This window comes from Mucilaginibacter mali, from assembly GCF_013283875.1.
Taxonomy (GTDB): domain Bacteria; phylum Bacteroidota; class Bacteroidia; order Sphingobacteriales; family Sphingobacteriaceae; genus Mucilaginibacter; species Mucilaginibacter mali.
In genome coordinates, this window is the sequence record NZ_CP054139.1 from 1,631,845 (window position 1) to 1,655,370 (window position 23,526).

Consider the following 23,526-nt stretch of genomic DNA (forward strand, 5'->3'; position numbering starts at 1 on the left):
ATATGAAGCGCCCAAGCGGTACAGCTACTAAAACCGAAATTACGATACTGGATATGGCAAAAGAGTTGCAGGTATCCAAGTCTACCATATCCCGGGCGCTTCAGGATCATCATTCTATAGGCGCCGCCATGAAGCAAGCCGTGCGCGATCTGGCGGCTAAGTATAACTATCAGCCCAACGCTATCGCGTCCAGCTTATCAAACCGGTCTACCAAAACCATTGGTGTTATTATACCTATATTATATCACTATTTTTTCGCGGCAGCTATAGCCGGTATCGAGGAAACGGCCTATGCGCATGGTTACAAAGTGATCATTTGCCAGTCGGGCGAATCGTACGAGCGGGAAGTTATCGCTGCCCGCACCCTGTTTTCGGCCAGGGTAGATGGGCTGATCGTCTCCGTTTCGCGCAAGACAAGTGATATGGAGCACTTCAAACTTTTCCAGGATAAGAACATCCCCCTGATATTTTTCGACCGCTTGCCCGTTGGAATAGAGAGCGACAGTATATCGGTTGATGATTACCAGGGCGCATACAAAGTGGTAGAGCACCTGGTTAAGCGCGGCTATAAAAAGATAGCCCATTTTGCCGGGCCGCTAAACATTACCCTTTGCCAAAACAGGTTGCGCGGATACAAAGACGCGCTGCAGGACAATGGTTTACCATTTGATGAAAGCCTGGTATACGAATGTGGTTTCGAACGTAGGCATGGCGTACAAACCGCAAAGCAACTCCAAAAAAGCAATTTGCCCGATGCTATTTTCGCGGTGTGCGACGCGGTTGCAGTAGGCGTGATCCTTACCTTAAAGGAGCGGGGGATCAGCGTACCCAAAACTGTAGCCGTTGCCGGATTTAATGATGACCCGATAGCTACCATTGTCGATCCGCCGTTAACCACTACCGTGCAACCCGCCTTTGCCATGGGTGAGGAGGCTGCCAAAATATTCTTCAAAAAGGTAGACGGAAAAGCCAAAAAGCCGGTGAAGAAAATATTGAAGACGAGCTTGGTGGTGAGGAAATCAACTTGATCACCATCATAATGCAGGAGGACACTGGCTTCAGTTTATAACTGAAGCCTACAGATAGCAGCAAGTCTGTGACTTACATTATTCTAAGTCTCAGACTTTTATTTATCCATAGACTTCAGTCGCAGACCGAAGTCAGTAGTAGGTAACACGACCGACGCTTTTTTGAAACACATCAATCAATTTGTCTATAGGTAGCATTTTGCCTATTCCCAATATATCTTTAATTTCCATATTTAAATATATGAATTTCGATTAATATGCGCCGATGAAAGAGCACGCGTGCTGAAAATCAAACTCAATAAACCCCTCCCTGCAATCACACATTCAACCGCACCCCTCCCCAAGGAGGGAAATTAGAAAATCTTCTGTGCCCTCCGTGTTCCTCCCTCTGTGTCCTTTGTGTTTAAATTGCCCCAAAACGCAGCCCAAAGCCAATCCTCCGACATTTTGACCAACATCTCCGCATTGCTGCCCTTTTATCGCTTTGCCCGCGCTTCTACTTTTACCCTAAATTATAATACCGGGAAAAGCTGCCGCATCAGCTTCAATTTATCTATTTAAAAAACAACCCTGCACAAACCCTTGTTGGTTTGCTGTTGTACAACAAAAATTATAACCAAAAATATCAACCAAAATGAGTACCAACGAAACTGCAAGCGCCATTAAAGGGGGCGAATTCCTGATCAGGGAAACCCCGGCCAACAGCATTTTTATCCCCGAGGAATGGAACGAAGAACAGCAGATGATAGCCCAAACCTGTACGGATTTTTTGGCGCAGAACGTGGTCCCCAACCTTGCCCGTATAGATGAACAAGAAGAAGGCCTGATGCCGCACCTGATGGAAGAAGCTGGTCAGTTGGGTTTACTGAGCATCTCTATCCCCGAGGAATACGGCGGTTTCGGTAAAGATTTTAAAACATCGATGCTGGTTACCGAAAAACTGGGCGCGGGCAACTCGTTCTCGGTAGCGTTTTCGGCGCATACGGGTATCGGCACGCTGCCTATCCTGTATTATGGTAACGAGGAGCAAAAGGCCAAATACATCCCCAAACTGGCCAGCGGCGAGTGGAAGGGCGCTTATTGTTTGACCGAGCCGGGTGCAGGGTCGGATGCCAACTCGGGTAAATCGAGGGCTAAACTATCGGCCGATGGTAAGCACTACCTTATCACCGGGCAAAAAATGTGGATCACCAATGCCGGCTTCGCCGATGTGTTTACCGTTTTTGCCAAGATAGACGATGATGAGAACCTGAGTGCGTTCATCGTAGAGAAAGGCTTTGAAGGCTTATCGCTGAATACCGAGGAACATAAAATGGGTATCAAGGGTAGCTCTACCCGCCAGGTATTCTTTAACGATTGCAAAGTGCCGGTAGAGAACCTGCTGTCCGAGCGCCAGAACGGCTTTAAGATAGCCGTAAATATCCTTAACATTGGCCGTATCAAGCTGGGCGGTGCTACCATTGGTGCCAGTAAAGAGATCATCAACCTGGCCGTTAAATACGCTAACGAACGCGAGCAATTCGGTCGCCCTATCTCTAAATATGGGGCTATCCGTTATAAAATAGCGCAGCAGGTGATCCGTACCTACGCTTCCGAATCAGCCATTTACCGCGCCAGTCAGAATATGGAAGAAGCGACCGAACACCTGATCGCCACCGGTATGGACCCGATCAAAGCCAAACTGAAAGGTACCGAACAATTCGCCATCGAAGCGGCTATTATTAAGGTAGATGCCTCTGAAACGTTGGATTATGTAGTAGACGAAGGCGTACAGATCTACGGCGGCATGGGCTACAGCGCCGAAGCGCCGATGGACCGTGCCTATCGCGACTCGCGCATTAACCGCATTTTTGAGGGTACTAACGAGATCAACCGTATGCTTACGGTAGATATGATGCTGAAACGCGCCATGAAAGGCGAATTGGACCTGATGGGCCCCGCCCAGCAAGTGGCCGGCGAGTTGATGAGCATCCCGGACTTCGGCGCATCGGAAGAAGAAACGCTGTTTAGCAAAGAGAAGAAATACATCGCCAATTTTAAAAAAGCGGTGCTGATGGTGGCTGGTGCTGCCGTACAAAAACTGATGATGCAACTGGCCAAAGAGCAGGAAGTGCTGATGAACCTGGCCGATATGCTGATAGAGTTGTACGTAGCCGAATCGCTGCAATTACGGGTTGAAAAACTGGTAGGCATGCGCGGCGAAGAAGCCTGTGCCCTGCAACTGGATATGATGCGCGTGTTCATAAATGATGCCGCCGAAAAGATCATGCACTCGGGCAAGGAAGCGCTGAACTCGTTCGCCGAAGGCGATGAACGCCGCATGATGATGATGGGCTTGCGCCGCTTCACCAAAACCGAAGATGTGAACACCACCGCCGCCCGCAGAAACATAGCGGCTAAGGTGATCGAAGAAAATAAGTATTGTTTTTGACCCCTCCCAACCCTCCCCGGGGGGGAGGGCTTTAACAGGCGAGTCGAAGCCGCACATGCTTACTCACCCCGACGACGCTACGCTGGTCGGCCCTCTCTTCGCTGCGCGTAAAGAGGGCAGGAGTAGTATTGAGAGACTTACGAAGTTTTTAAAACTTCGTAAGTCTGGTTTCCCCAATCCCTCTTTCCGCGCAGCGAAGAGAGGGTGGTCGGGCGAAGCCACGACCGGGTGAGTCAAACGACAATGCAGAGCCGATAACAGAGCGACCGGGTTAAGTATAACAACCGCCTCATCATAAACCTGATAGCAGTAGAAAAACCGTAGCGTGGGCAGGAAAGGGAGTAGGGAAAGCGAGGCTTTGGAATGGATAGCAGGAGCAGACAATAATAGTAGCAGTAGCCCTGCTTTTCAAAAGAATAAATAACGGGAGACACGAAGTATCGTGTCTCTACAATAAACACAACCAAATGAAAATATTAGTGTGTATTAGCCAGGTGCCGGATACCAGCACCAAAATTATACTGAAAGATAGCGATACCGCCATTAACAGCCAGGGTACCACCTGGATAATTAACCCTTACGATGAGTGGTACGCCTTGGTGCGTGCGCTGGAATTAAAAGAAGCCGGTACAGCAAGTGATGTGCATTTGGTGACCGTCGGCCGTGCCGATGTGGATCCGGTGATCCGTAAGGCGCTGGCACTGGGTGGCGATGAGGCTATCCGTATTGATGCCGATAGCAACGACCCTTACGAGACCGCCCATTACATTGCCGAGTATGCAAAGACCGGTGGCTACGACCTGGTGCTGTGCGGTAAGGAATCGATAGATTATAACAACGGTACCGCAGGTGCCATGCTGGCCGAATTGTTAGATGCCGACTACGTAGGCTTCGCTACAGATATACAAATAGCCGGAACAACAGCTACCATAAAACGCGAGATAGAAGGTGGCGAGGAGACCGATACCTGCAGCCTGCCGGTAGTGATATCGTGCCAAAAAGGTGTGGCCGAAGCCCGTATCCCTAACATGCGCGGCATTATGGCGGCGCGTACCCGTCCGCTTAAAGTGGTTACCCCAACGGCCGTTGGCGCGGTAACGCAAATTAAAAGCTACCAGTTGCCGCCTGCAAAGGCCGGGGTAAAACTGGTTAGCCCGGACGATATGGATGCGCTGGTAGAAATGCTGCACAGCGATGCAAAGGTTATCTGATCTTTTGATATGCGTATTGAGATGTGAGTATTGAGATTTGCTTACATCGCGATACAACGAAAACTTACCTCAGATCTCAAGTCTAACATCTCATATCTTAAAAATATGTCTGTATTAGTATTGGTAGAACATACCGAAGGAACGATAAAAAAGAAAAGTTTTGAAGCCGTGCAGTATGCTGCCGGCATTGCAAAACAACAAAATACAAGCGTAACGGCCCTGGTATTAGGCACTGTTGCCGATGGCGAAATGACCGCCCTTGGCCAGTACGGTGCGCAAAAAGTATTACATGTAGCCGACGCTCGTTTAAACGAATTACACGGTCGTGCTTATGCTGCCGCGGTAACTGCCGCAGCCCAAAAAGAAGGCAGCAAAGTAATTGTAACCCTGAATGACGTTAACGGTCGCGCTGTAGCCCCGCGTGTGGCAGTGAAGCTACAGGCCGGTTTGGTTGCAGGGGCTTTATCGTACCCCGATACCGAAAAAGGGTTTGTGGTTAAAAAAACCGTATTCTCGGGCAAGGCCTTCGCTTTTGTGGATGTTACCAGCCCCGTAAAAGTAATTATGCTGATGCCAAACACTTTCCAGTTGCAAAAGGTTGATGGTACAGCTACGGTTGAAAAACTGGATGTTGCCTTTGGCGATAAAGCCTTTGGCGTAACCGTTAAAGAAGTAAACAAAGTAAAAGGCGAAGTGCCATTGGCCGAAGCCGAACTGGTGGTATCGGGTGGTCGCGGTATGAAAGGCCCGGAGAACTGGGGCCTGATCGAAGACTTGGCTAAGGAGCTGGGTGCCGCTACAGCCTGCTCGCGCCCGGTAGCCGATTCGCACTGGCGTCCGCATCATGAGCACGTTGGCCAAACCGGCGGAACGATACGCCCGAACCTGTACATTGCTGTGGGTATATCGGGCGCAATTCAGCATCTGGCCGGGGTAAATGGCTCTAAAACCATTGTGGTGATAAACAAAGACCCCGAAGCGCCGTTCTTTAAAGCGGCTACTTATGGTGTGGTTGGCGATGCGATGGAGATATTGCCGCGGTTAACAACTGCCGTAAAAAAGTTTAAAGAGAACCATAAATAAACGATACATGGAAAATGTATTTTTTGAAGGCCCGGTGCTGTGGGCGCAGATAGATGCCAACATGCATATGCGCCATTCTGCCTATGCCGATTTTGCCGCGCAGACCCGCCTGGCCATGATGGAAAGTGTGGGGCTGAAGCCCGATAAACTATTTGAACATAAGATAGGGCCGGTACTGTTTCGCGAAGAATTGTTTTATTTGCGCGAAGTTGGTTTTAACGACCATATTAAGGTGACCTGCGAGGTAATCAAATCGCGTGCCGATGGTTCACGGTGGAGCATCCGCCACGAAGTTTACCGGCAGGATGGTGTTAAAGCGGCCATCATTATTGCCGATGGATCGTGGATAGATATGGAAAAACGTAAACTGGCTGTATTACCTACGGAAATAAGCGCCCTTTTCGCGCAGGCACCCCGAAGCATTGACTATACCGAGGAACAACCTAAAGTGAAGGAATAAGTTAAAAGTATAAGACCAAAAGAAGATACATCTGTAAATAGCTATGAGCAACCTGAAGGAAAACTTTGAACAAGCAGTTAAGGAAAGTAAAGAATTAAGTAAACGTCCTGATAACGAAACGCTGCTGAAATTATATAGTCTGTACAAGCAAGCCACCGATGGCGATATGCCCGATGATACCGAGAAACCCAAAATGTTCGATTTTGTGGCGCAGGCTAAGTATGATGCCTGGAAGAACCGCAAAGGAACATCGGGTGATGAGGCGATGCAGGCTTATGTGGATCTGGTGACGGCGTTGAAGGAAAAATAACAATTTGTCATTGCGAGGAGCGTAGCGACGTGGCAATCCCATAGGCAGGTCCACGTTGCTTGTCCTATGAGATTGCCGCGCTATCGCTCGCAATGACAAAGTGGTGGGACACCCGAAATTTTAACCAATGTTTCCGCCATATAAACCTTTGTAATTTGCGTTCTATTGCTTTATTTGCCTGTATAAACCAATACTAAATTATTTAATAACGGCAATCTGTTTATCTACCTGCACCAGGCAATAAACACCTGCCTTAAACTTTGTAACCATGACCGCATTTAAAAAGAATTTCATTGGCTTCGCATTTGCACTGCTGGCCATTATTTGTGTAAACATTGCCGCTAAGGCACAGGACAAGATAGAAGGCCTGTGGTATAATGCGGAAAAAACCGGCAAGATCGATATTAAAAAAGATGCCAACGGCAAATTCAACGGCAAGGTAGTTTGGCTGAAAGAACCATTAAAAGACGGCAAACCCAAGCTTGACGAAATGAACAGCGACGAGAAGCTGCGTACGCGTCCGCGTTTAGGTCTGCCCGTACTGAACGGCTTTGTAAAAGATGGCGAAAATAAATACACCGATGGTACCATTTACGATCCGCTGAACGGCAAAACCTATTCCTGCAAAATGACCTATAAAGGCAAAACGCTGGATATCCGCGGGTATATCGGTATATCGCTCTTCGGGCGTACTACTACGTGGACGCGGGCGGAGTAGGGAGAGGTGGCAATTTAACCACAAAGGGCGCAAAGATTTTTGCACGAAGACCACAAAGCCTTAGTGACCTGTTAAAAAGTAAAAGAAGAGGAATTTATTCTTTGTGCTCTTTGTGATTTTCCCTCTGTGCTCTTTGTGGTTAGATCACCACCACAACAAAATATAAAACAACAAGCATAAAAAATGAGTGTTAAACGAGTAATAAAAAAAGTAGCCGTGCTGGGTTCAGGTGTGATGGGGAGCAGGATAGCCTGCCACTTCGCCAATATTGGAGTACAGGTGCTGCTGCTGGATATTGTACCAAAAGATGCCGCTGCCGATAAAAAAAGCAGGAATAAGATCGTAGACGATGCGCTGGCATTCGCGCTGAAATCTAACCCATCGCCTATTTACCTTAAGTCGTTCGCTAAGCGTATCACTACCGGCAATTTTGACGATGATATGCCCAAAATTGCCGAATGCGATTGGGTGATAGAAGTAGTAGTGGAGCGCCTGGATATCAAACAACAGGTATTTGCCAAAGTAGAGCAGTTCCGCAAGCAAGGTATGCTCATCACCAGCAATACATCGGGTATACCTATTCACCTGATGACCGAAGGCCGTAGCGACGACTTTAAGAAACACTTTTGCGGAAGCCACTTCTTTAACCCGCCTCGTTATCTGAAACTGCTGGAGATCATTCCAACAAAAGATACGCTGCCCGAGGTTACAGATTTCCTGATGCACTTCGGTGAGAAGTTCCTGGGCAAGACCACCGTATTGGCCAAAGATACTCCCGCCTTTATCGGCAACCGTATCGGGGTGTTCAGTATCATGAGCATCCTGCATTATGTGGAGAAGACCGGTATGACAGTTGAAGAAGTGGATAAGCTGACCGGCCCGGTTATCGGTCACCCCAAATCGGCTACGTTCCGTACCACGGATGTGGTGGGTTTGGATACAATGATCCATGTAGCTAATGGCCTGCACGAAAACGCGCCCAATGACGAGGCTAACGCCCTGTTCAACATCCCCGCATATGTAAGCGGGATGCAAACGAACAACTGGCTGGGCAGCAAGACCAATCAGGGTTTCTACAAAAAAGAGAAAGTTAACGGCAAGAACGAGTTCTATGCCTTAGACCTGAAAACGCTGGAATACAAGCCATCGCAAAAAGTAAAATTCCCGGTGCTGGAAACCACCAAAACGGTGGATAATATGAGCGACAGGCTGAAAATGTTGTTCGCTGCGAAAGATAAGGCTGGTGATTTTTACCGTGATGTATTTTTCCAGTTGTTCGCTTATGCTAGCAACCGTATCCCCGAGATATCCGACGAGTTATACAAAATAGATGCCGCCATGAACGCCGGTTTCGGCTGGGAAATGGGGCCGTTCGAAAAATGGGATGCCTTGGGTGTGGAATCTACGGTTAAAGCCATGGAAGCCGCGGGTAACAAACCTGCGCAATGGGTATACGATATGTTGGAAAGCGGCGCTAGGTCGTTCTATAAAGTAGAGGACGGGCATAAAAGGTATTACGATATCCCATCCAAAACCTACAAGATCATCCCGGGTACCGAGCAGTTCATCCTGCTGGATAATATTCGAGCCAATAAAACCATCTGGAAGAACAGCGGTACTACCATTACCGATATTGGCGATGGTATCATCAACCTGGAGTTCCATACCAAAATGAATACCATTGGCGGTGAGGTGATAGAAGGCATTAACAAAGCCATCACCCTTGCCGAAAAGGATTATAAAGGTTTGGTGATCAGTAACGAAGGGGCCAACTTCAGCGCCGGTGCCAACGTGGGCATGATCTTTATGATGGCGGTAGAACAGGAGTACGACGAACTGAGCATGGTGATCCGTGCTTTCCAAAATACTATGATGCGTATCCGCTACTCATCTATCCCGGTGGTCATCGCTCCACACCAAATGGCCTTAGGCGGCGGTTGCGAAATGTGTCTGCATGCCGATAAAGTAGTTGCCCATGCCGAAACCTATATGGGCCTGGTGGAGTTTGGCGTAGGCCTGATCCCCGGCGGCGGCGGTACTAAAGAATTCGCTCTAAGGTTATCAGACGAGTTACAGGATGGCGATATCGAAATGAACAACTTCCGTGAGCGCTTCCTTACTATCGGCCAAGCCAAGGTATCCACATCAGCCTACGAAGCTTTTGAACTTGGGTACCTGAAAAAAGGCCGCGATGTGGTAGTCGTATCCGAAAAGCGTTTACTGGCCGAAGCTAAAAATCAATGCTTATTACTGGCCGATGAGGGATATGTACAGCCCATTAAACGTGCCGATATCAGGGTACTGGGCCGGCAGGCTTTAGGTTTGGGGTATGTGGGAGCCAACAGCATGTACAGCGGCAATTATATTAGCGAACACGATGTAAAGATATCGCAAAAACTGGCCTACGTACTTTGCGGCGGCGACCTTTCGCAACCCACCACGGTGAGCGAAGATTACCTGCTTGATCTGGAGCGCGAAGCCTTTTTACAGCTATGCACCGAGCGTAAAACGCTGGAGCGTATACAGAGTATTATTACGGGTGGTAAGGTGCTGAGAAATTAAGTTAGATTCAAGATGTTAGAATCAGGAATAAAGACAAGAGTTGAGCAGTTGCGTCTTGACTCTTGGATCTTTAATTCTTGGTTCTCTAAAAATAAAGCAAATGAACGCATATATAGTGGCGGCCAGCCGCAGCGCAGTAGGTAAGGCAACAAGAGGGGGCTTCAGGTTTACCCGGCCCGATACTTTGGCTGCCGACGTAATTAAGGCGCTGATAGCATCGGTGCCTAATGTTGATAAGGAACAGATAGATGATGTGATAGTAGGTAATGCTACGCCCGAGGCGGAGCAGGGCCTTAATGTGGCGCGACTGATATCGCTGATGGCTTTGGATACCGATAAAGTACCGGGCATGACGGTGAACCGTTATTGCGCGTCAGGCCTGGAAACCATTGCCATCGCTTCGGCCAAGATACATGCCGGGATATCCGATTGCATTATTGCAGGCGGGGTAGAGAGCATGAGCATGCTGCCTATGGGCGGCTGGCGTATCGTCCCTAATACCGATATCGCGCTAAGCAATCCCGATTACTACTGGGGCATGGGTTTAACTGCCGAGGCTGTTGCCAAAGAGTACAATGTTGGTCGCGAGGAACAGGACCTGTTCGCATTCAACTCGCACCAGAAGGCCATAAAAGCTATTGCTGATGGCAAATTTGCCAATGAGATAGTTCCGGTAAACGTGACCGAAGTTTATGTGGATGAAAGCGGCAAGAAAAAGAAGCGCGACTTTACGGTAGCAACCGACGAAGGCCCTCGTGCAGATACATCGCTGGATGCGTTGGCTAAACTGAAACCGGTATTTGATGCCAAGGGTGTGGTTACAGCAGGTAATTCATCGCAAACCAGCGACGGCGCTGCTTTTGTGATGGTGGTATCCGAAAAATTTATGAAGGAAAATAACCTTACGCCAATAGCCCGTATGGTTAACTATGCCGCTGCCGGTGTACCGCCAAGGATAATGGGTATCGGTCCGCTGGTTGCTATACCTAAAGTGCTGAAAGCCGCGGGTATGAAACAGCAGGATATCGACCTGATAGAACTGAACGAAGCCTTCGCATCGCAATCCTTAGCGGTAATAAAAGGGCTTGATCTTAACCCGGATATTATTAATGTTAACGGTGGTGCTATCGCCTTAGGCCACCCGCTGGGTTGCACAGGTGCTAAATTATCCGTACAGTTGTTTAACGAACTAAAGCGCCGCGATAAAAAATATGGTATGGTAACCATGTGTGTGGGCACCGGCCAGGGCGCTGCAGGGATATTTGAATTGTTATAGTGATCAGTTAATTAGTGATTAGAGATCAGTGCTTTGCATTCCTAACTAATCACTGATTAACTGATCACCGATCACTATGAGCAAAGCGAAATGAAAGCTACAAGATTATTCGATTGTATGGCCCTGCAGGCCGCCACGCCGGTTGCCGGGCTGCTTAACGCTAAAGAAAATGGCGTGTGGAAGCTTTATAGTACCGAAACGGTGCACCGGTTGGTGAACGAACTTTCTATGGCGCTTTTAAACCTGGGCATATCCGCCGGGGATGGAACGACCGAGGGCCGCGATAAGATCGCTTTGATCAGCAATGGCAGGCCCGAATGGCTGATAACCGACCTGGCCGTACAGCAGATCGGCGCTATCCTGGTGCCGCTTTATCCTAACAGCAATGCTAAGGAGCTGGAGCAGATCTTGAATGAGTCGGCCGTAAAATATGTTTTTGTTAGCGGTACCGAACTGTGCGATAAGATAACTGAGGTAAAGGCCAATATCCCATCGTTAAAGCAGATATATTCTTTTGATAGAATAGATGACTGCGCGCATTGGCTGGAGTTGTTAAAGCCGCTGCAAGCGGGTGATATCGAACGGATCAAAACCATTAGCGATACCGTTAAGGCAGATGATGTAACTACGATAATCTATACGTCCGGTACCACCGGTCGACCAAAAGGGGTGATGCTTACCCATAAAAACATCCTCACCAACGTAATGGATTCGGGCGAGGTGTTGAAGCAGATACCGGTTGAGGCCCGCACGGCGCTTAGCTTTTTGCCGCTTAACCACATCTTCGAAAAGATGTGTACCTATATCTATTTCTTCTTCGGCTTTTCTATTTCCTATGCCGAAAGTATGGATACCATTGGCCCCAACCTGCGCGAAGTGAAGCCTTATATCTTCACCGCTGTTCCGCGTTTATTAGAAAAGGTATTTGAACGGATAATGGATGCCGGCCAAAAGCTGGAAGGCATGAAAAAGAAGATCTTCCTGTGGTCGATAGCCGTTGCCGAGGAATTTGAGATACATGGCAAAAGCCCCTGGTATAAAATTAAGCTGGCTATTGCCGATAAGCTGGTGTACAGCAAATGGCGCGAAGCAGTGGGCGGGAATGTGAAGGCTATTGTGGTGGGTAGTTCGGCTACGCCCATTAAGTTAGAGAAGATATTTACCGCGGCCAAAATTGTGATACTGGAAGGTTACGGACTTACCGAAACATCACCCGTTATTGCGGTGAACCAGTATATCCCTGCCATGCGCAAATTTGGTACGGTTGGCCCGCTGCTGGGCAATGTACAGGTGAAGATAGCCGAGGACGGCGAGATACTGTGCAAAGGCGATAACGTGATGGCCGGCTACTATAAAAATCCCGAAATGACCGCCGAAGTAATACAGGATGGCTGGTTCCACACAGGCGATATCGGTATGTTAGATGAGGGTAAATTCCTGAAGATAACCGACCGCAAGAAAGAGATCTTCAAAACATCGGGCGGTAAATACGTGGCCCCGCTGCCTATCGAAAATAAAATGAAGGAAAATCATTTTATCGAGCAGATGATGGTGATCGGGTCTGAACGGAAATTTGTTTCGGCGCTCATCGTACCATCTTATACCAACCTTCTGCCCTGGTGTAAAGAGAATGATATCCTTTTTGTAGGGCATGATCAGTTGATGCAAAATCCACGGGTGATCGCTTTGTTCAATGGGATCATCGCGGGATTTAATCCCGAGTTTAACCACGTAGAGCAGGTGAAAAAAATAGCCTTACTATCTAACGAATGGTCGGTGGAAAGCGGTGAGTTAACCCCTACCGGGAAAATGAAGCGTAAGGTAATCATGGAGAAATATCAAAAAGAGATAGATAAACTATACTCGGGCGAGGCCGGGGATAGCACTTGCGATATCATTACGCCGGCGCACTGATGGAAACCATTAAACTTACCATAACCGACCGCCTGGCCGTTATTCAGCTGGATAGGGGACGGTCTAATCCCATCAACCACCAGATGGTGAAGGAACTGGTGGCTTGTGTACAGGAATTGGACAGCAATAAAGATGTTGGCGGACTGATCATCACCGGCAAGGAGAACTTTTTCTCGTCAGGTATCGACCTGATTGAAGCCTACAATTACGATGAAGAGCAGATCCGTGCTTTTTGGACAGATTTTATGCGGTTACCCGCGGCATTGGCTTCGTTCAGGAAACCATTGGTGGCCGCTATCAGCGGGCATAGCCCGGCAGGCGGCTGCGTAGTAGCTATCTGTGCCGATTACCGGGTGATGGCTGACGGCCCGTACATCATCGGGTTAAACGAGATCCCAGTTGGTATTATCGTACCCGATAGCATTTTTAACCTGTATGCCTTTTGGCTGGGTAAGCGCCGTGCATATCAATACCTGATGGAAGGTAAACTGGTGAAGGCCCCGGATGCACTGGAAATAGGTTTGGTTGATGAAGTAACAACCGCGCTGAATGTAATGTCGGCTGCCGAAGCTAAAATGCGGGAATATATGAAATTTAGCGCCCCAACGTGGATACGCAGCAAACAAAACCTGCGCCGCGAACTGGTTGGCCAGCTTAATGCCGACCAAAGCCAAACCCTGGATGCCATGCTGAAACAGTGGTGGGCACCTGCCACCCGCAAAGGTTTGGAAATGATGATACAGCAACTCAAATCAAAAAATAGTTAATCCCTAAAATACCATGACAGCTACCGGAATGTTAAAAGATGATGCCCTGAAAGGGAAAACCATTATTGTTACCGGCGGCGGCACGGGTTTGGGGAAGGCCATGGGCACCTACTTTTTGCAACTGGGCGCCAACTTAGTCATTACCAGCCGCAAACTGGATGTGCTGAAAAAAACAGCTACCGAAATGGAAGCTGCTACTGGCGGCAAAGTTTTGGCTGTGGCCTGCGACGTTCGCGACTATGATCAGGTTGAAGTAATGCTGAAACAGTCGATAGATACGTTTGGACAGGTTGATGCCTTATTGAATAACGCCGCGGGTAATTTCATTTCGCCGACTGAAAGATTATCTGCCAATGCTTTCTCAGCCGTGATAGATATCGTTTTAAAAGGTTCGGCTAACTGCTCGCTAGCCTTAGGAAAGTATTGGATCGCTAACAAAATGCCCGGCAATATCCTGAATATCGTTACTACTTATGCCTTCACCGGTTCGGCCTATGTTGTGCCGTCGGCTTGTGCTAAGGGCGGTGTGCTGGCTATGACACGATCGCTGGCTGTAGAGTGGGGCAGGCATGGCATCCGTACCAATGCTATAGCACCGGGGCCGTTTCCAACCAAAGGTGCCTGGGAGCGACTGCTACCCGGCGATATGGCGCAGAAATTTGACTTTAAGAACCGTGTGCCGCTTAAACGTGTAGGCGAACACCAGGAACTGGCTAATTTGGCGGCATTCCTTGTGTCCGATTTTTCGGGCTATATCAATGGTGAGGTAATTACTATAGATGGCGGCGAATGGTTGCAGGGCGCGGGCCAGTTCAGCGCGCTGGAAATGATACCCGACAATATGTGGGATGCCATTGAGATGGCTACCCGTTCGGCTAAATCTTAATAAAATCCGTATAAATAAAAACAGATTAGTTAGGTTTGGTTTATGATCAAATCACAATCGCTGCTGTTTTGCTTACTCCTGTTTATTTGTTCGTTTGCACATGGCGCTACCCCCCAGGTTGGCGGTTTAAAGTGCGAATATCTAATTAACCCTATCGGTATTGATGCGAAACATCCCCGCTTAACATGGGTGTTATTGGACGATAACCGTGGCGCCCGGCAAACCGCTTACCAGTTATTTGTAGGGACGGACTCTGCATTGGTAAGTAGAGGCACAGGCGATCACTGGCAAACTAACAAACTCACATCCGATCTTAACCTTATTAACTACCAGGGCAAGCCCCTGCAACCATTCACCAAATACTACTGGCGGGTTATGGTATGGGGCAACAACGGCAAAAGTATAGCATCACATGTTGCCGTATTCGAGACCGGCATGGTAGATAAAAGCAACTGGCAGGGCAACTGGATAAGCGACAACAAGGATGTGAACGAAAAGGCCGCGCCATATTTCAGACATACGTTTTCAACAGCCAAAAAGATAGCTTCAGCGCGGGTTTATATCGCCGTAGCCGGTTTGTACGAGTTGTACATCAACGGGCAAAAGATAGGTAACCACCGCCTCGACCCGATGTATACCCGGTTCGACAGGCGCAACCTTTATGTTTCGTACGATGTAACCTCGCAATTGCAAAGTGGTCAAAATGCTATTGGCGTTTTGTTAGGCAACGGCTGGTATAATCACCAAAGTACGGCGGTATGGTATTTTCATAAAGCGCCATGGCGCGGCAGACCTGCGTTTTGCTTAGATCTGCGCGTTACTTATACCGACGGCAGCACCGAAACCATCACATCCGATACCAAATGGAAAACAGCGTTAAGCCCCATTATTTTCAACAGCATTTACACCGCCGAACATTACGATGCCCGCCTGGAGCAACCCGGCTGGAATACCGCCAACTTTGATGATAAGGGCTGGAAAGGCGTTATCAACCGCTCGGCACCATCGGGGAGTGTGGTAGCGCAGGCCATGCAACCTATTCGTGATGTGGAGTCTATCCCGGCCAAAAGCATGACAAAACTGGCAGATAATGTTTACCTGTTCGATCTGGGTCGCAATATATCCGGCGTGAGCCACATTACGGTATCGGGTGAAAAGGGCACGGTCATCAGGTTGAAGCATGCCGAAAAGCTGGGCAAAACAGGCTATGCCGACCAATCCAATATTGATATCCATTATCGCCCTACCGATGATAAGGATCCGTTCCAAACTGATATTTTTATTCTTGGCGGCAAAGGGCAGGAAAGCTTTATGCCCCGCTTCAATTACAAGGGTTTTCAGTATGTGGAGGTGAGCAGCGATAAGCCCGTCAGCATCAACAAGGAAAGCCTCACCGGGTATTTTATGCATAGCGATGTGGAGGCCATCGGGCAGATCGGTTCATCAAACCAAACGATCAACAAAATATGGTCGGCTACCAATAACTCATACCTGTCAAACTTTTTTGGTTACCCTACCGATTGCCCGCAGCGCGAAAAGAATGGCTGGACGGGCGATGCGCATATAGCCAGTGAGACCGGTTTGTATAATTTCGATGGTATTACCATTTACGAAAAATGGATGGCCGATCACCGCGACGAGCAGCAGCCCAACGGTGTGCTACCCTCAATTGTACCCTCTGACGGTTGGGGTTATGAGTGGGGGAACGGCCCCGACTGGACAAGCACCATCGCCATTATCCCCTGGAACTTGTACCTGTTTTATGGCGACAGCAAAACGCTGGCTGATAATTATGATAACATTAAACGCTATGTGAACCATATCGATCAGTTGTATCCATCGGGTTTAACCACCTGGGGTTTGGGCGATTGGGTGCCGGTAAAATCGGTATCACCGGTGGAGTTTACCTCTACAGCTTACTATTTTACCGATGTAAGCATCCTGGCTAAAGCGGCCGCGATGTTCCACAACAAAGCCGACGAGGCCAAATACACCGCCCTTGCCCTGAAGATTAAAAACGCATTTAATGCCAAATACTTGAACACAGCTACGGGAATGTACGATAAGGGCTATCAAACCGAATTGAGCGTACCCCTGTACTGGAACATGGTGCCCGAAAATATGAAGGGCAAGGTTGCTGCCAATTTAGCCGGGCGTGTTAAAGCCGATAACTATCATTTAGATGCCGGTATCCTCGGCGCCAAAGCCATATTGGGTGCTTTGAGTGATAACGGTTATGCTGATGTGGCTTACCGCATTGCTTCGCAGGAAACTTACCCATCCTGGGGGTGGTGGATAATAAACGGGGCGACCTCGCTGTACGAGAATTGGAATATCGAGGCCAAATCCGACCTGTCGCTTAACCACATTATGTTTGGCGAGATAGGGGCCTGGCTATACAAGGGCATCGGCGGCATCAAGACTGATCCGCTGAATCCCGGCTTTAAGAATGTATTGCTCGAACCGAACTTTGTACCCGGATTATCTCATTTCGAATCATCGCACAAAGGGCCGTTAGGGCAGATCGTATCTAACTGGAAGCGTGATGGCGGGGTGATCCGCTATTCGGTAACCATCCCGGCTAATTCGACGGCAAGCATCAAGTTGCCGCATGTTGCCGGTAAAAAGGTTTATTTAGATGGGAAGCTGATAGCTGCCGACCAACCGTTTAAACAAGCTGCCGGGCATTATGAGTTTGAGATCCGGTAGCATTATTTGATGAAGTTATCATACAAAATATTCATCACGTCCTTTAGAAAGGGGTTTACACCGTCGTATTCGCCAACATTGCAGCCGTTGGTGATCACCACGAAGCCAAACTTTTCATCGGGCTGAAAGAACATGGCGCTGTACAATCCGTAAGCAGATCCGGTATGGCCTTTCATTATATAGCCAGGGATCAGATCGGGTTTGGTCATGATGGCTAAGCCGTAGTTATCTTTTTCGGCAACCACAGTTTGCATTTCCTTAGCGCTCTTTTTGGATATGATCTTTACGCCGTGATAGTTACCTTTGTTCATGTGCATGGTCATGTATTTGGCCAGATCGGTGGCTGAGATCTTCATGCCGCCGGTGGGCGAGAAGATGGGCGTACTGTAGCCTATCTGGTATTTGGCTATCTCATCACTGCGCGGATTGTAGGCGGCAGGAGATGGGTTTAATTTCTTCGCTTTGGCATCATACTCGTACAATGTGGCGAACCGCGATTTATCCAGCGAGTCTACACAATAGCCGCCATAAAGCCCCAGGGGATCAAGGATGTGGTGTTTTACATACTGGTCAAAGCGTTCGCCTGATATTTTTTCTATCACCGTACCCACCATGTTAAAATCAAGGTTACAATATTGGTAACCTGTGCCGGGTTCATAATTGTTATAACATTTGGCAAAGTCGGGGTTTTTGTCAGGGTTGATCGCATCCAGGCTAAAATATCCCTGGCTGTCGTTAATACTGGCTGTATGCGACATCACCATCTTCAGGGTGATCACTGTTTCGGGAAACTTCGGGTTACGTATCTTAAAGCCTACCAATTTACTGAAATCATCTTTAAGCGATAGCTTCTTAGCCTCGGCCAGTTGCATAATGGAAGTAGCAGAGAACGATTTAGATATGGATGCTATCCGGAAAATATCTTTATCTGTAAGCTGCGTATTGCTTTCCGCGTCTTTTAAACCGAAGGCATGTGTGTAACTGATCTCGCCTTTCTTTACCACCACCACTTGTAGGCCCATGGCCTGGTATTGCAGCATTTTGGCCATGATATCAGTCCCGGCTTTTGTGGCCTGTGCATGGCTTTGTGTAGCAATCAATGCAATTAATAATGTGATGGAGATACCTTTTAAGATGTGAAGTTTCATCATAGCGTCTGATAATATCATCATGAAGATAGTAAAAGCAATGTTATCTGCCCGCATAAAAAATGGGCTGCCCTTTTGAGGCAGCCCATTTCTGGTTTAGATGAGGTGTTACTTAATAGCCGGGGTTTTGTTCCAGAACCGCGTCCTTATTCAGCTGTATTTCCGACAGTGGGATAGGCAGTAATAAGTTTTTAGCAGTTAAGCCAACGGTTGGGTGTACCGCGTCGTTCGAGTTTAAACGGGTAGCGCGATCAACCAGCGTACCTGTACGCATCAGCGTCATACGGCGGTTTTCTTCACCTATCAACTCGCGGGCGCGCTCGTCCAATATAAAATCAAGCGTCATTTGCGCGGCGGTAACCTGTGGCGCGTTGGCGCGGGTACGCAGCGCATTAATGCTGGTAGCGGCGCCGGCCAAATTCCCTTGTTTAAATTGTGCTTCGGCCAGCAACAGGTAGGTTTCACCTAAACGCATCATAATAAAATCTTTTATCATGGCGTAGCCAAAGGTGTCGTTAGGATCAAACTGCCCCCATTTGGTAGTGCTTGGGCAAATACGGAAGGCGGTATCGGCGCCGGCAAAAGGCACCGGTTTGCCATAAATTGATTTATAGGTAGCCGATGGGTCGTTATAATAGTAATGGCGTTTGATGTTATTCTCGGAGTTACGGATATCGCCGGTTGGATATAAACCATAAAGCACCCAGTTACTTAAACGCAAACGGGCAATACCACGGCCGCCTAACGAGTCGCATGGTAACATGCCGGGGATTGCATAGTAAGCAGCACCCCAAACGCGGCGTTGCTGCGCGTTGTCAACATTACCGCCAACAACGGCAGTTGGGTTTTCCTGCTCCAGCACCCAAATAGCTTCAGAACTGCCTTGTGCACGGCGTTGGTTGCCGTAAACAAACATATCCGAATAATAATCGCCGGCACCGCCTGCACGTACACCGTAGCGGGCTTTAACCAGGCTGAATTTGGTGCTGCTGATAATGGCTTGAGCCTGTGCTTCGGCCAGCGAGTTTTTACCCATACGCAGGTAAGCTTCGGCCAGTAGCTGCATGGCCATATACTTATTGGCCCTACTGGTTGGTTTGCCCTGGGTATTGGTTTTACCACCCACAGGGTTCAGATCGGCCAGGTTTGTGCTGGCGTAGGTAAGGTCGGCGATAATTAAATTATCCACGTCGGCTATCGGCGAGCGCACAAAATCGGTTTTGGCGCTGGTTAAAGCATGATCAACCAGTGGCACTTTACCAAACAGGGTTACAAGGTTATTATAAGCGTAGGCACGGAAGAATTTAGCTTCGGCTTCCACCTGTTTTTTACCGGTCGCGCCAATTTTCGTGGTCGATGGGTTTTCGGCAGCATCAATAATAATATTAGCATTATTGATCATAGAATAGTATTTACCCCAGGTAAAGCTTGCAGCTGCATCGGTTGGCGTTAAGGTAGCATAATTGTAATAGGGTACCTCTATGCCCTCCTGCTGGGCGGTTACGTTAGCCACATCGGTACCGGCCTGCCAAACACTTGGCCAGCCCTGGCGACCAGAGTAGGTGAGGAAACCAGTCTCTAAATTATATAAGCCTACGGCCGACGCTTCGAACCCTAACGAATCGGTAAGGGTAAGCGGCGTGAATGACGAATACGGTTTTTCATCCAGGAAAGATCTTTTACAGGATACAGCAACCACCATCAACACGGCAATTAGTGAAATGAATATCGAATACTTTTTCATGTTATTGTGTTTAACGGGTTTATTTCAAAGAGATATTTGCACCTAAAACAAATGTGCGTGTTTGCGGATAGTTGTTGGTCCAATCGCCCGAACCGCGGGTAGAGTAATTATTCTCCGGATCCCAGCCTATCCAATTGGTAAAGGTTTTAAGGTTACGACCGCTTAAATAAAACATCAGGCTGGCAACATGTATTTTATCTAAAAACTTTTGTGGCACAGTATAGCTCAGGGTAACATCCTTTATGCGGGTGTACGATGCATCGTGCACATAACCATAACCACGGGTGTTAGTGTATGATAGTGCCTGGAATTGCTGGCTACCATTGGTAGGTGTCCAGTAACCAATTTCGGCCGGGGTATTCCTGCGGCCCGACTCATCGGCATAGTTATAATCCGGGTTGTTCTTCAGCATACCCTGCGCGGTTTGGATAAACACACTCAGGTTAAACGATTTGTAGCGGAAGGTGTTGGTTAAGCCGCCTGTCCATTTTGGCGCTGTTTGGCCAAGGATGGTTTTATCGCCATCGGCAGTGATCTTGCCGTCGCCGTTCAGGTCGGCAAATTTCAGGTCGCCGGGTTTAGCGCCGGGATCCTGCTTAGATGCATCTTCGCCTGTTTGCCAAACGCCGGTCATCTTATAATCGTAAATTACGCTGATGGGTTGACCGATGAACCAGCGGTTACCCAAATCGTCTTTACCATCACCATACAAGTCGATAATACGGTTGCGGTTAACCGCGTAAACGATATTGCTTTCCCATTTAAAATCCTTTAATGATACGTTTCGGGTGTTTAAGGTAACCTCGATACCACGGTTGCCTATCTTGCCGATATTATCAAGCACGTTACCATAACCTGTAATAGCAGGCAGGTTGCGGCGTAAGATCAGGTCGGTTGTTTTTGAACTGTAAGCATCAATAACACCGTTAATGCGGCTGTTGAACAAAGAGAATTCGACACCGATGTTGGTGCTTTGCGTATTTTCCCAGTGCAGGTTAGCATTACCCAGGTTGCTGGCTAATACACCCACATAGCTGGTACCATTGAATGGGAAGCGGTTAGTACCATCGGTAGTGATGGTTTGGTAAACCGAAATAGCCTCGTTACCCGAACGGCCATATGAACCTCTAAGTTTTAAGTTGTTCACGATCTTAGAGTTCTTCATGAAATCCTCGTTAGATATATTCCAGCCCAAAGCTGCCGATGGGAAATAACCATATTTACTGGTATTGGCGCCAAATACCGACGAACCATCGCGGCGAACGGTAAACGTGGCCAGGTAGCGGCTATCGTACGAGTAATTGATACGGCCCATCTGCGAGTTCAGCGCATACCTGTCCTGGTATGATGACGCGGTTTGGGTAGAGCCTGCGCCAAGGTTGTTAAACGATAACTCATCGTTGATAAAATTGGTGGCGCCGGCGGTAGAGGTAAAGTACTTACGCTGTTGCGAACTGTACAGACCGGTAAAGTCGATACGGTGTTTACCGAAATCGCGGGTATAAAGCAACAGGTGATCCAGCGTGTACGACTGCGTTTCTGAGCTGGCCGCGCTTGCCGAACCCAGTGGCGTATTGGCCAAACGGCCGCTGTAGGTATCGTTGCGGGTTGGCAGGTAGGTGTAACCGGCATTCAGGCGGTAGCGCAAGCCTTTCAGCACACCACCAAATTTGATCTCGGCATAACCGTTACCGTTCAGGTTAACGCTACGGCTGATCACATCGGTAGTTAAACCTAACAGCGGGTTAACATATAATTGTTCGGGTGCCATTGGATAAATGGTGTAAGTGCCATCGGCATTGTATACATTGCCGTAAGGGCTCATCGCGGTTGCGTTCAGTAAGTTGGCACGGCCACCATCGTAATTGTTGTTGGCTAAAAATGCAGTAGCGCCTACCGACAGGTAATTGGTAACCTTTACATCCAGGTTTGAGCGGATGCCTACGCGGTTGTACTGGTAGCCTTTAATTACACCCTTCTGTTTCATGTAATCGCCCGAAAGGAAATATTTCACATCCTCGGTACCACCTGATACGCTAACGTTATGATCCTGGATGATACCGGTTTGCGTAGTTTCTTTCACCCAATCAATGATGTGGCCGGCAGTGTAATTAGCCCTTTCCGAATTGTTGTAAACCGGTTCAGGAAATTGCTGGGTCAGTTTATTTTGCGATTCGTAATCAAGGAATTTTTGGGTAAATGATGCCGGATCGCGCGGAGTAAGGATATGGCCCAGCTTTTCGGTACCTGCATAGCCGTTATAGCGGATAACCGGTTTACCCATAGTACCACGTTTGGTAGTGATCAGAATTACGCCGTTTGAGCCGTTGGCACCATAGATAGCCACGGCCGAAGCATCTTTTAATATTTCCATCGACGCGATATCGTTAGGATTGATATCATTCAGCGAGCCTCCGCTTTTGCTCAGCGGGATCCCATCGACAACTACAAACGGACTTGAACTTGCAGTGATAGAGTTTTGACCGCGAACGGTTGTTGATGGCTGCGCGCCCGGAACGCTTGAAGTTGTAGTGATGTTAACACCGGCCACAGCACCTTCAAGCGCTTGTAATACGTTGGTAACCGGCAATTGCTCTAAGCGGGCCTTAGGTACCGAGGCTACCGAACCGGTAACATCCGAACGTTTTTGCTGGCCGTAACCTACAACTACTACTTCGTTAAGCCCCTTGCGGCTATCAGCAAGCGTAATAGTAATGTTATGGTTTGTGCTGCTTACCTGCACACTTTTGGTTTCCATACCCACAAATGAGATACTGAGGGTAGCAGGTGCGGTAAATACCATTCTGAAAGTTCCGTCCGGACCGGCGGTAGCGCCTTGTGTTTTGCCGGCCACCGCTACAGAAGCCCCGGGCAATGGCGACCCGGTTTCGTCTACCACCTTGCCGGTAACCGTATAGGCGGTTTGCGCGAAGGTGTTTTGCGTGAAAACATTAATTATTACGCTTATAAGTAAGGTGATAATTAATAGATGCGTAAATTTTTTTCTCATAATTTTTAATTAATTAGCTTAATAGTTTGGTTTTTTTAGCGGCTGGTGTTTGTAACCGGTCGCGGTGGTTTTACAGCAGGTTGATTTAACTCATTGGCTTTTCAGGAATAATTAAAATATATTTGGTTATAATAAGCCCGGTGGTTGTCCCGGTAACAATTGGCAAGAACGAAATAAGGTGATTTCCGATTACTGCATGGGGGGTATAATCGTAATTTAAAGGGGGGGATTTTTTAACACCGCAAATAATGCTGTAAATGATGCGCTTA

General features: G+C 48.1%; 16 protein-coding genes. 13 read left to right on the forward strand and 3 right to left on the reverse strand.

All coding sequences use genetic code 11. The features are described 5' to 3' along the window. Positions 1-2 precede the first annotated feature (2 nt). The 13 genes from HQ865_RS07005 (at position 3) to HQ865_RS07065 (ending at position 17,355) form a co-directional block, all read left to right on the forward strand. Positions 3-1,028, forward strand: coding sequence for a LacI family DNA-binding transcriptional regulator (locus tag HQ865_RS07005; RefSeq protein ID WP_173414205.1), 1,026 nt, complete (start codon positions 3-5; stop codon positions 1,026-1,028). Positions 1,029-1,662: 634 nt separating this feature from the next. Then, positions 1,663-3,459, forward strand: a complete 1,797-nt coding sequence (locus HQ865_RS07010; protein WP_173414206.1) for an acyl-CoA dehydrogenase family protein — start codon at positions 1,663-1,665, stop codon at positions 3,457-3,459. A 467-nt stretch (positions 3,460-3,926) separates the two neighbouring features. Continuing rightward, the gene (locus HQ865_RS07015) at positions 3,927-4,670 is read left to right on the forward strand and encodes an electron transfer flavoprotein subunit beta/FixA family protein (protein WP_173414207.1); all 744 of its coding nucleotides are present in this window, start codon (positions 3,927-3,929) and stop codon (positions 4,668-4,670) included. A gap of 105 nt (positions 4,671-4,775) precedes the next feature. Further along, the gene (locus HQ865_RS07020; RefSeq protein WP_173414208.1) at positions 4,776-5,753 is read left to right on the forward strand and encodes an electron transfer flavoprotein subunit alpha/FixB family protein; all 978 of its coding nucleotides are present in this window, start codon (positions 4,776-4,778) and stop codon (positions 5,751-5,753) included. Between the two features lie 7 nt (positions 5,754-5,760). Then, positions 5,761-6,213, forward strand: coding sequence for an acyl-CoA thioesterase (locus tag HQ865_RS07025; protein ID WP_173414209.1), 453 nt, complete (start codon positions 5,761-5,763; stop codon positions 6,211-6,213). A 43-nt stretch (positions 6,214-6,256) separates the two neighbouring features. Continuing rightward, positions 6,257-6,523, forward strand: a complete 267-nt coding sequence (locus HQ865_RS07030; protein WP_173414210.1) for an acyl-CoA-binding protein — start codon at positions 6,257-6,259, stop codon at positions 6,521-6,523. Positions 6,524-6,791: 268 nt separating this feature from the next. Beyond that, positions 6,792-7,241 carry a DUF2147 domain-containing protein gene (locus tag HQ865_RS07035; RefSeq protein ID WP_173414211.1) on the forward strand — a complete coding sequence of 150 codons (450 nt, stop codon included), beginning with the start codon at positions 6,792-6,794 and terminating at the stop codon, positions 7,239-7,241. A gap of 183 nt (positions 7,242-7,424) precedes the next feature. Continuing rightward, positions 7,425-9,803 carry a 3-hydroxyacyl-CoA dehydrogenase/enoyl-CoA hydratase family protein gene (locus tag HQ865_RS07040; RefSeq protein ID WP_173414212.1) on the forward strand — a complete coding sequence of 793 codons (2,379 nt, stop codon included), beginning with the start codon at positions 7,425-7,427 and terminating at the stop codon, positions 9,801-9,803. Between the two features lie 100 nt (positions 9,804-9,903). Beyond that, positions 9,904-11,079: an acetyl-CoA C-acyltransferase gene (locus tag HQ865_RS07045; RefSeq protein ID WP_173414213.1), complete on the forward strand. Its 1,176-nt coding sequence runs from the start codon at positions 9,904-9,906 to the stop codon at positions 11,077-11,079. A gap of 90 nt (positions 11,080-11,169) precedes the next feature. Then, a complete protein-coding gene (locus tag HQ865_RS07050; RefSeq protein WP_173414214.1) occupies positions 11,170-12,993 on the forward strand; it encodes an AMP-dependent synthetase/ligase in 1,824 nt (607 codons plus the stop codon). Continuing rightward, on the forward strand, positions 12,993-13,760 hold the full coding sequence (locus tag HQ865_RS07055; protein WP_173414215.1) for an enoyl-CoA hydratase/isomerase family protein: 768 nt from the start codon (positions 12,993-12,995) through the stop codon (positions 13,758-13,760). Before HQ865_RS07050 ends, HQ865_RS07055 begins: the two co-directional genes overlap by 1 nt. Positions 13,761-13,773: 13 nt before the next feature. Then, on the forward strand, positions 13,774-14,646 hold the full coding sequence (locus HQ865_RS07060) for an SDR family oxidoreductase (protein ID WP_237073762.1): 873 nt from the start codon (positions 13,774-13,776) through the stop codon (positions 14,644-14,646). A gap of 42 nt (positions 14,647-14,688) precedes the next feature. Next, positions 14,689-17,355 carry an alpha-L-rhamnosidase gene (locus HQ865_RS07065; RefSeq protein ID WP_173414216.1) on the forward strand — a complete coding sequence of 889 codons (2,667 nt, stop codon included), beginning with the start codon at positions 14,689-14,691 and terminating at the stop codon, positions 17,353-17,355. Positions 17,356-17,357: 2 nt separating this feature from the next. On the opposite strand, the gene HQ865_RS07070 is transcribed toward HQ865_RS07065, so the two are convergent. The 3 genes from HQ865_RS07070 to HQ865_RS07080 form a co-directional block, all read right to left on the reverse strand. Next, entirely contained in the window at positions 17,358-18,527 is a 1,170-nt protein-coding gene (locus HQ865_RS07070) for a serine hydrolase domain-containing protein (RefSeq protein WP_237073763.1), read from the reverse strand. Positions 18,528-18,615: 88 nt separating this feature from the next. Further along, on the reverse strand, positions 18,616-20,247 hold the full coding sequence (locus HQ865_RS07075) for a RagB/SusD family nutrient uptake outer membrane protein (RefSeq protein WP_173414217.1): 1,632 nt from the start codon (positions 20,245-20,247) through the stop codon (positions 18,616-18,618). Between the two features lie 19 nt (positions 20,248-20,266). Further along, a complete protein-coding gene (locus HQ865_RS07080; RefSeq protein ID WP_173414218.1) occupies positions 20,267-23,257 on the reverse strand; it encodes a SusC/RagA family TonB-linked outer membrane protein in 2,991 nt (996 codons plus the stop codon). Positions 23,258-23,526: the final 269 nt, after the last annotated feature.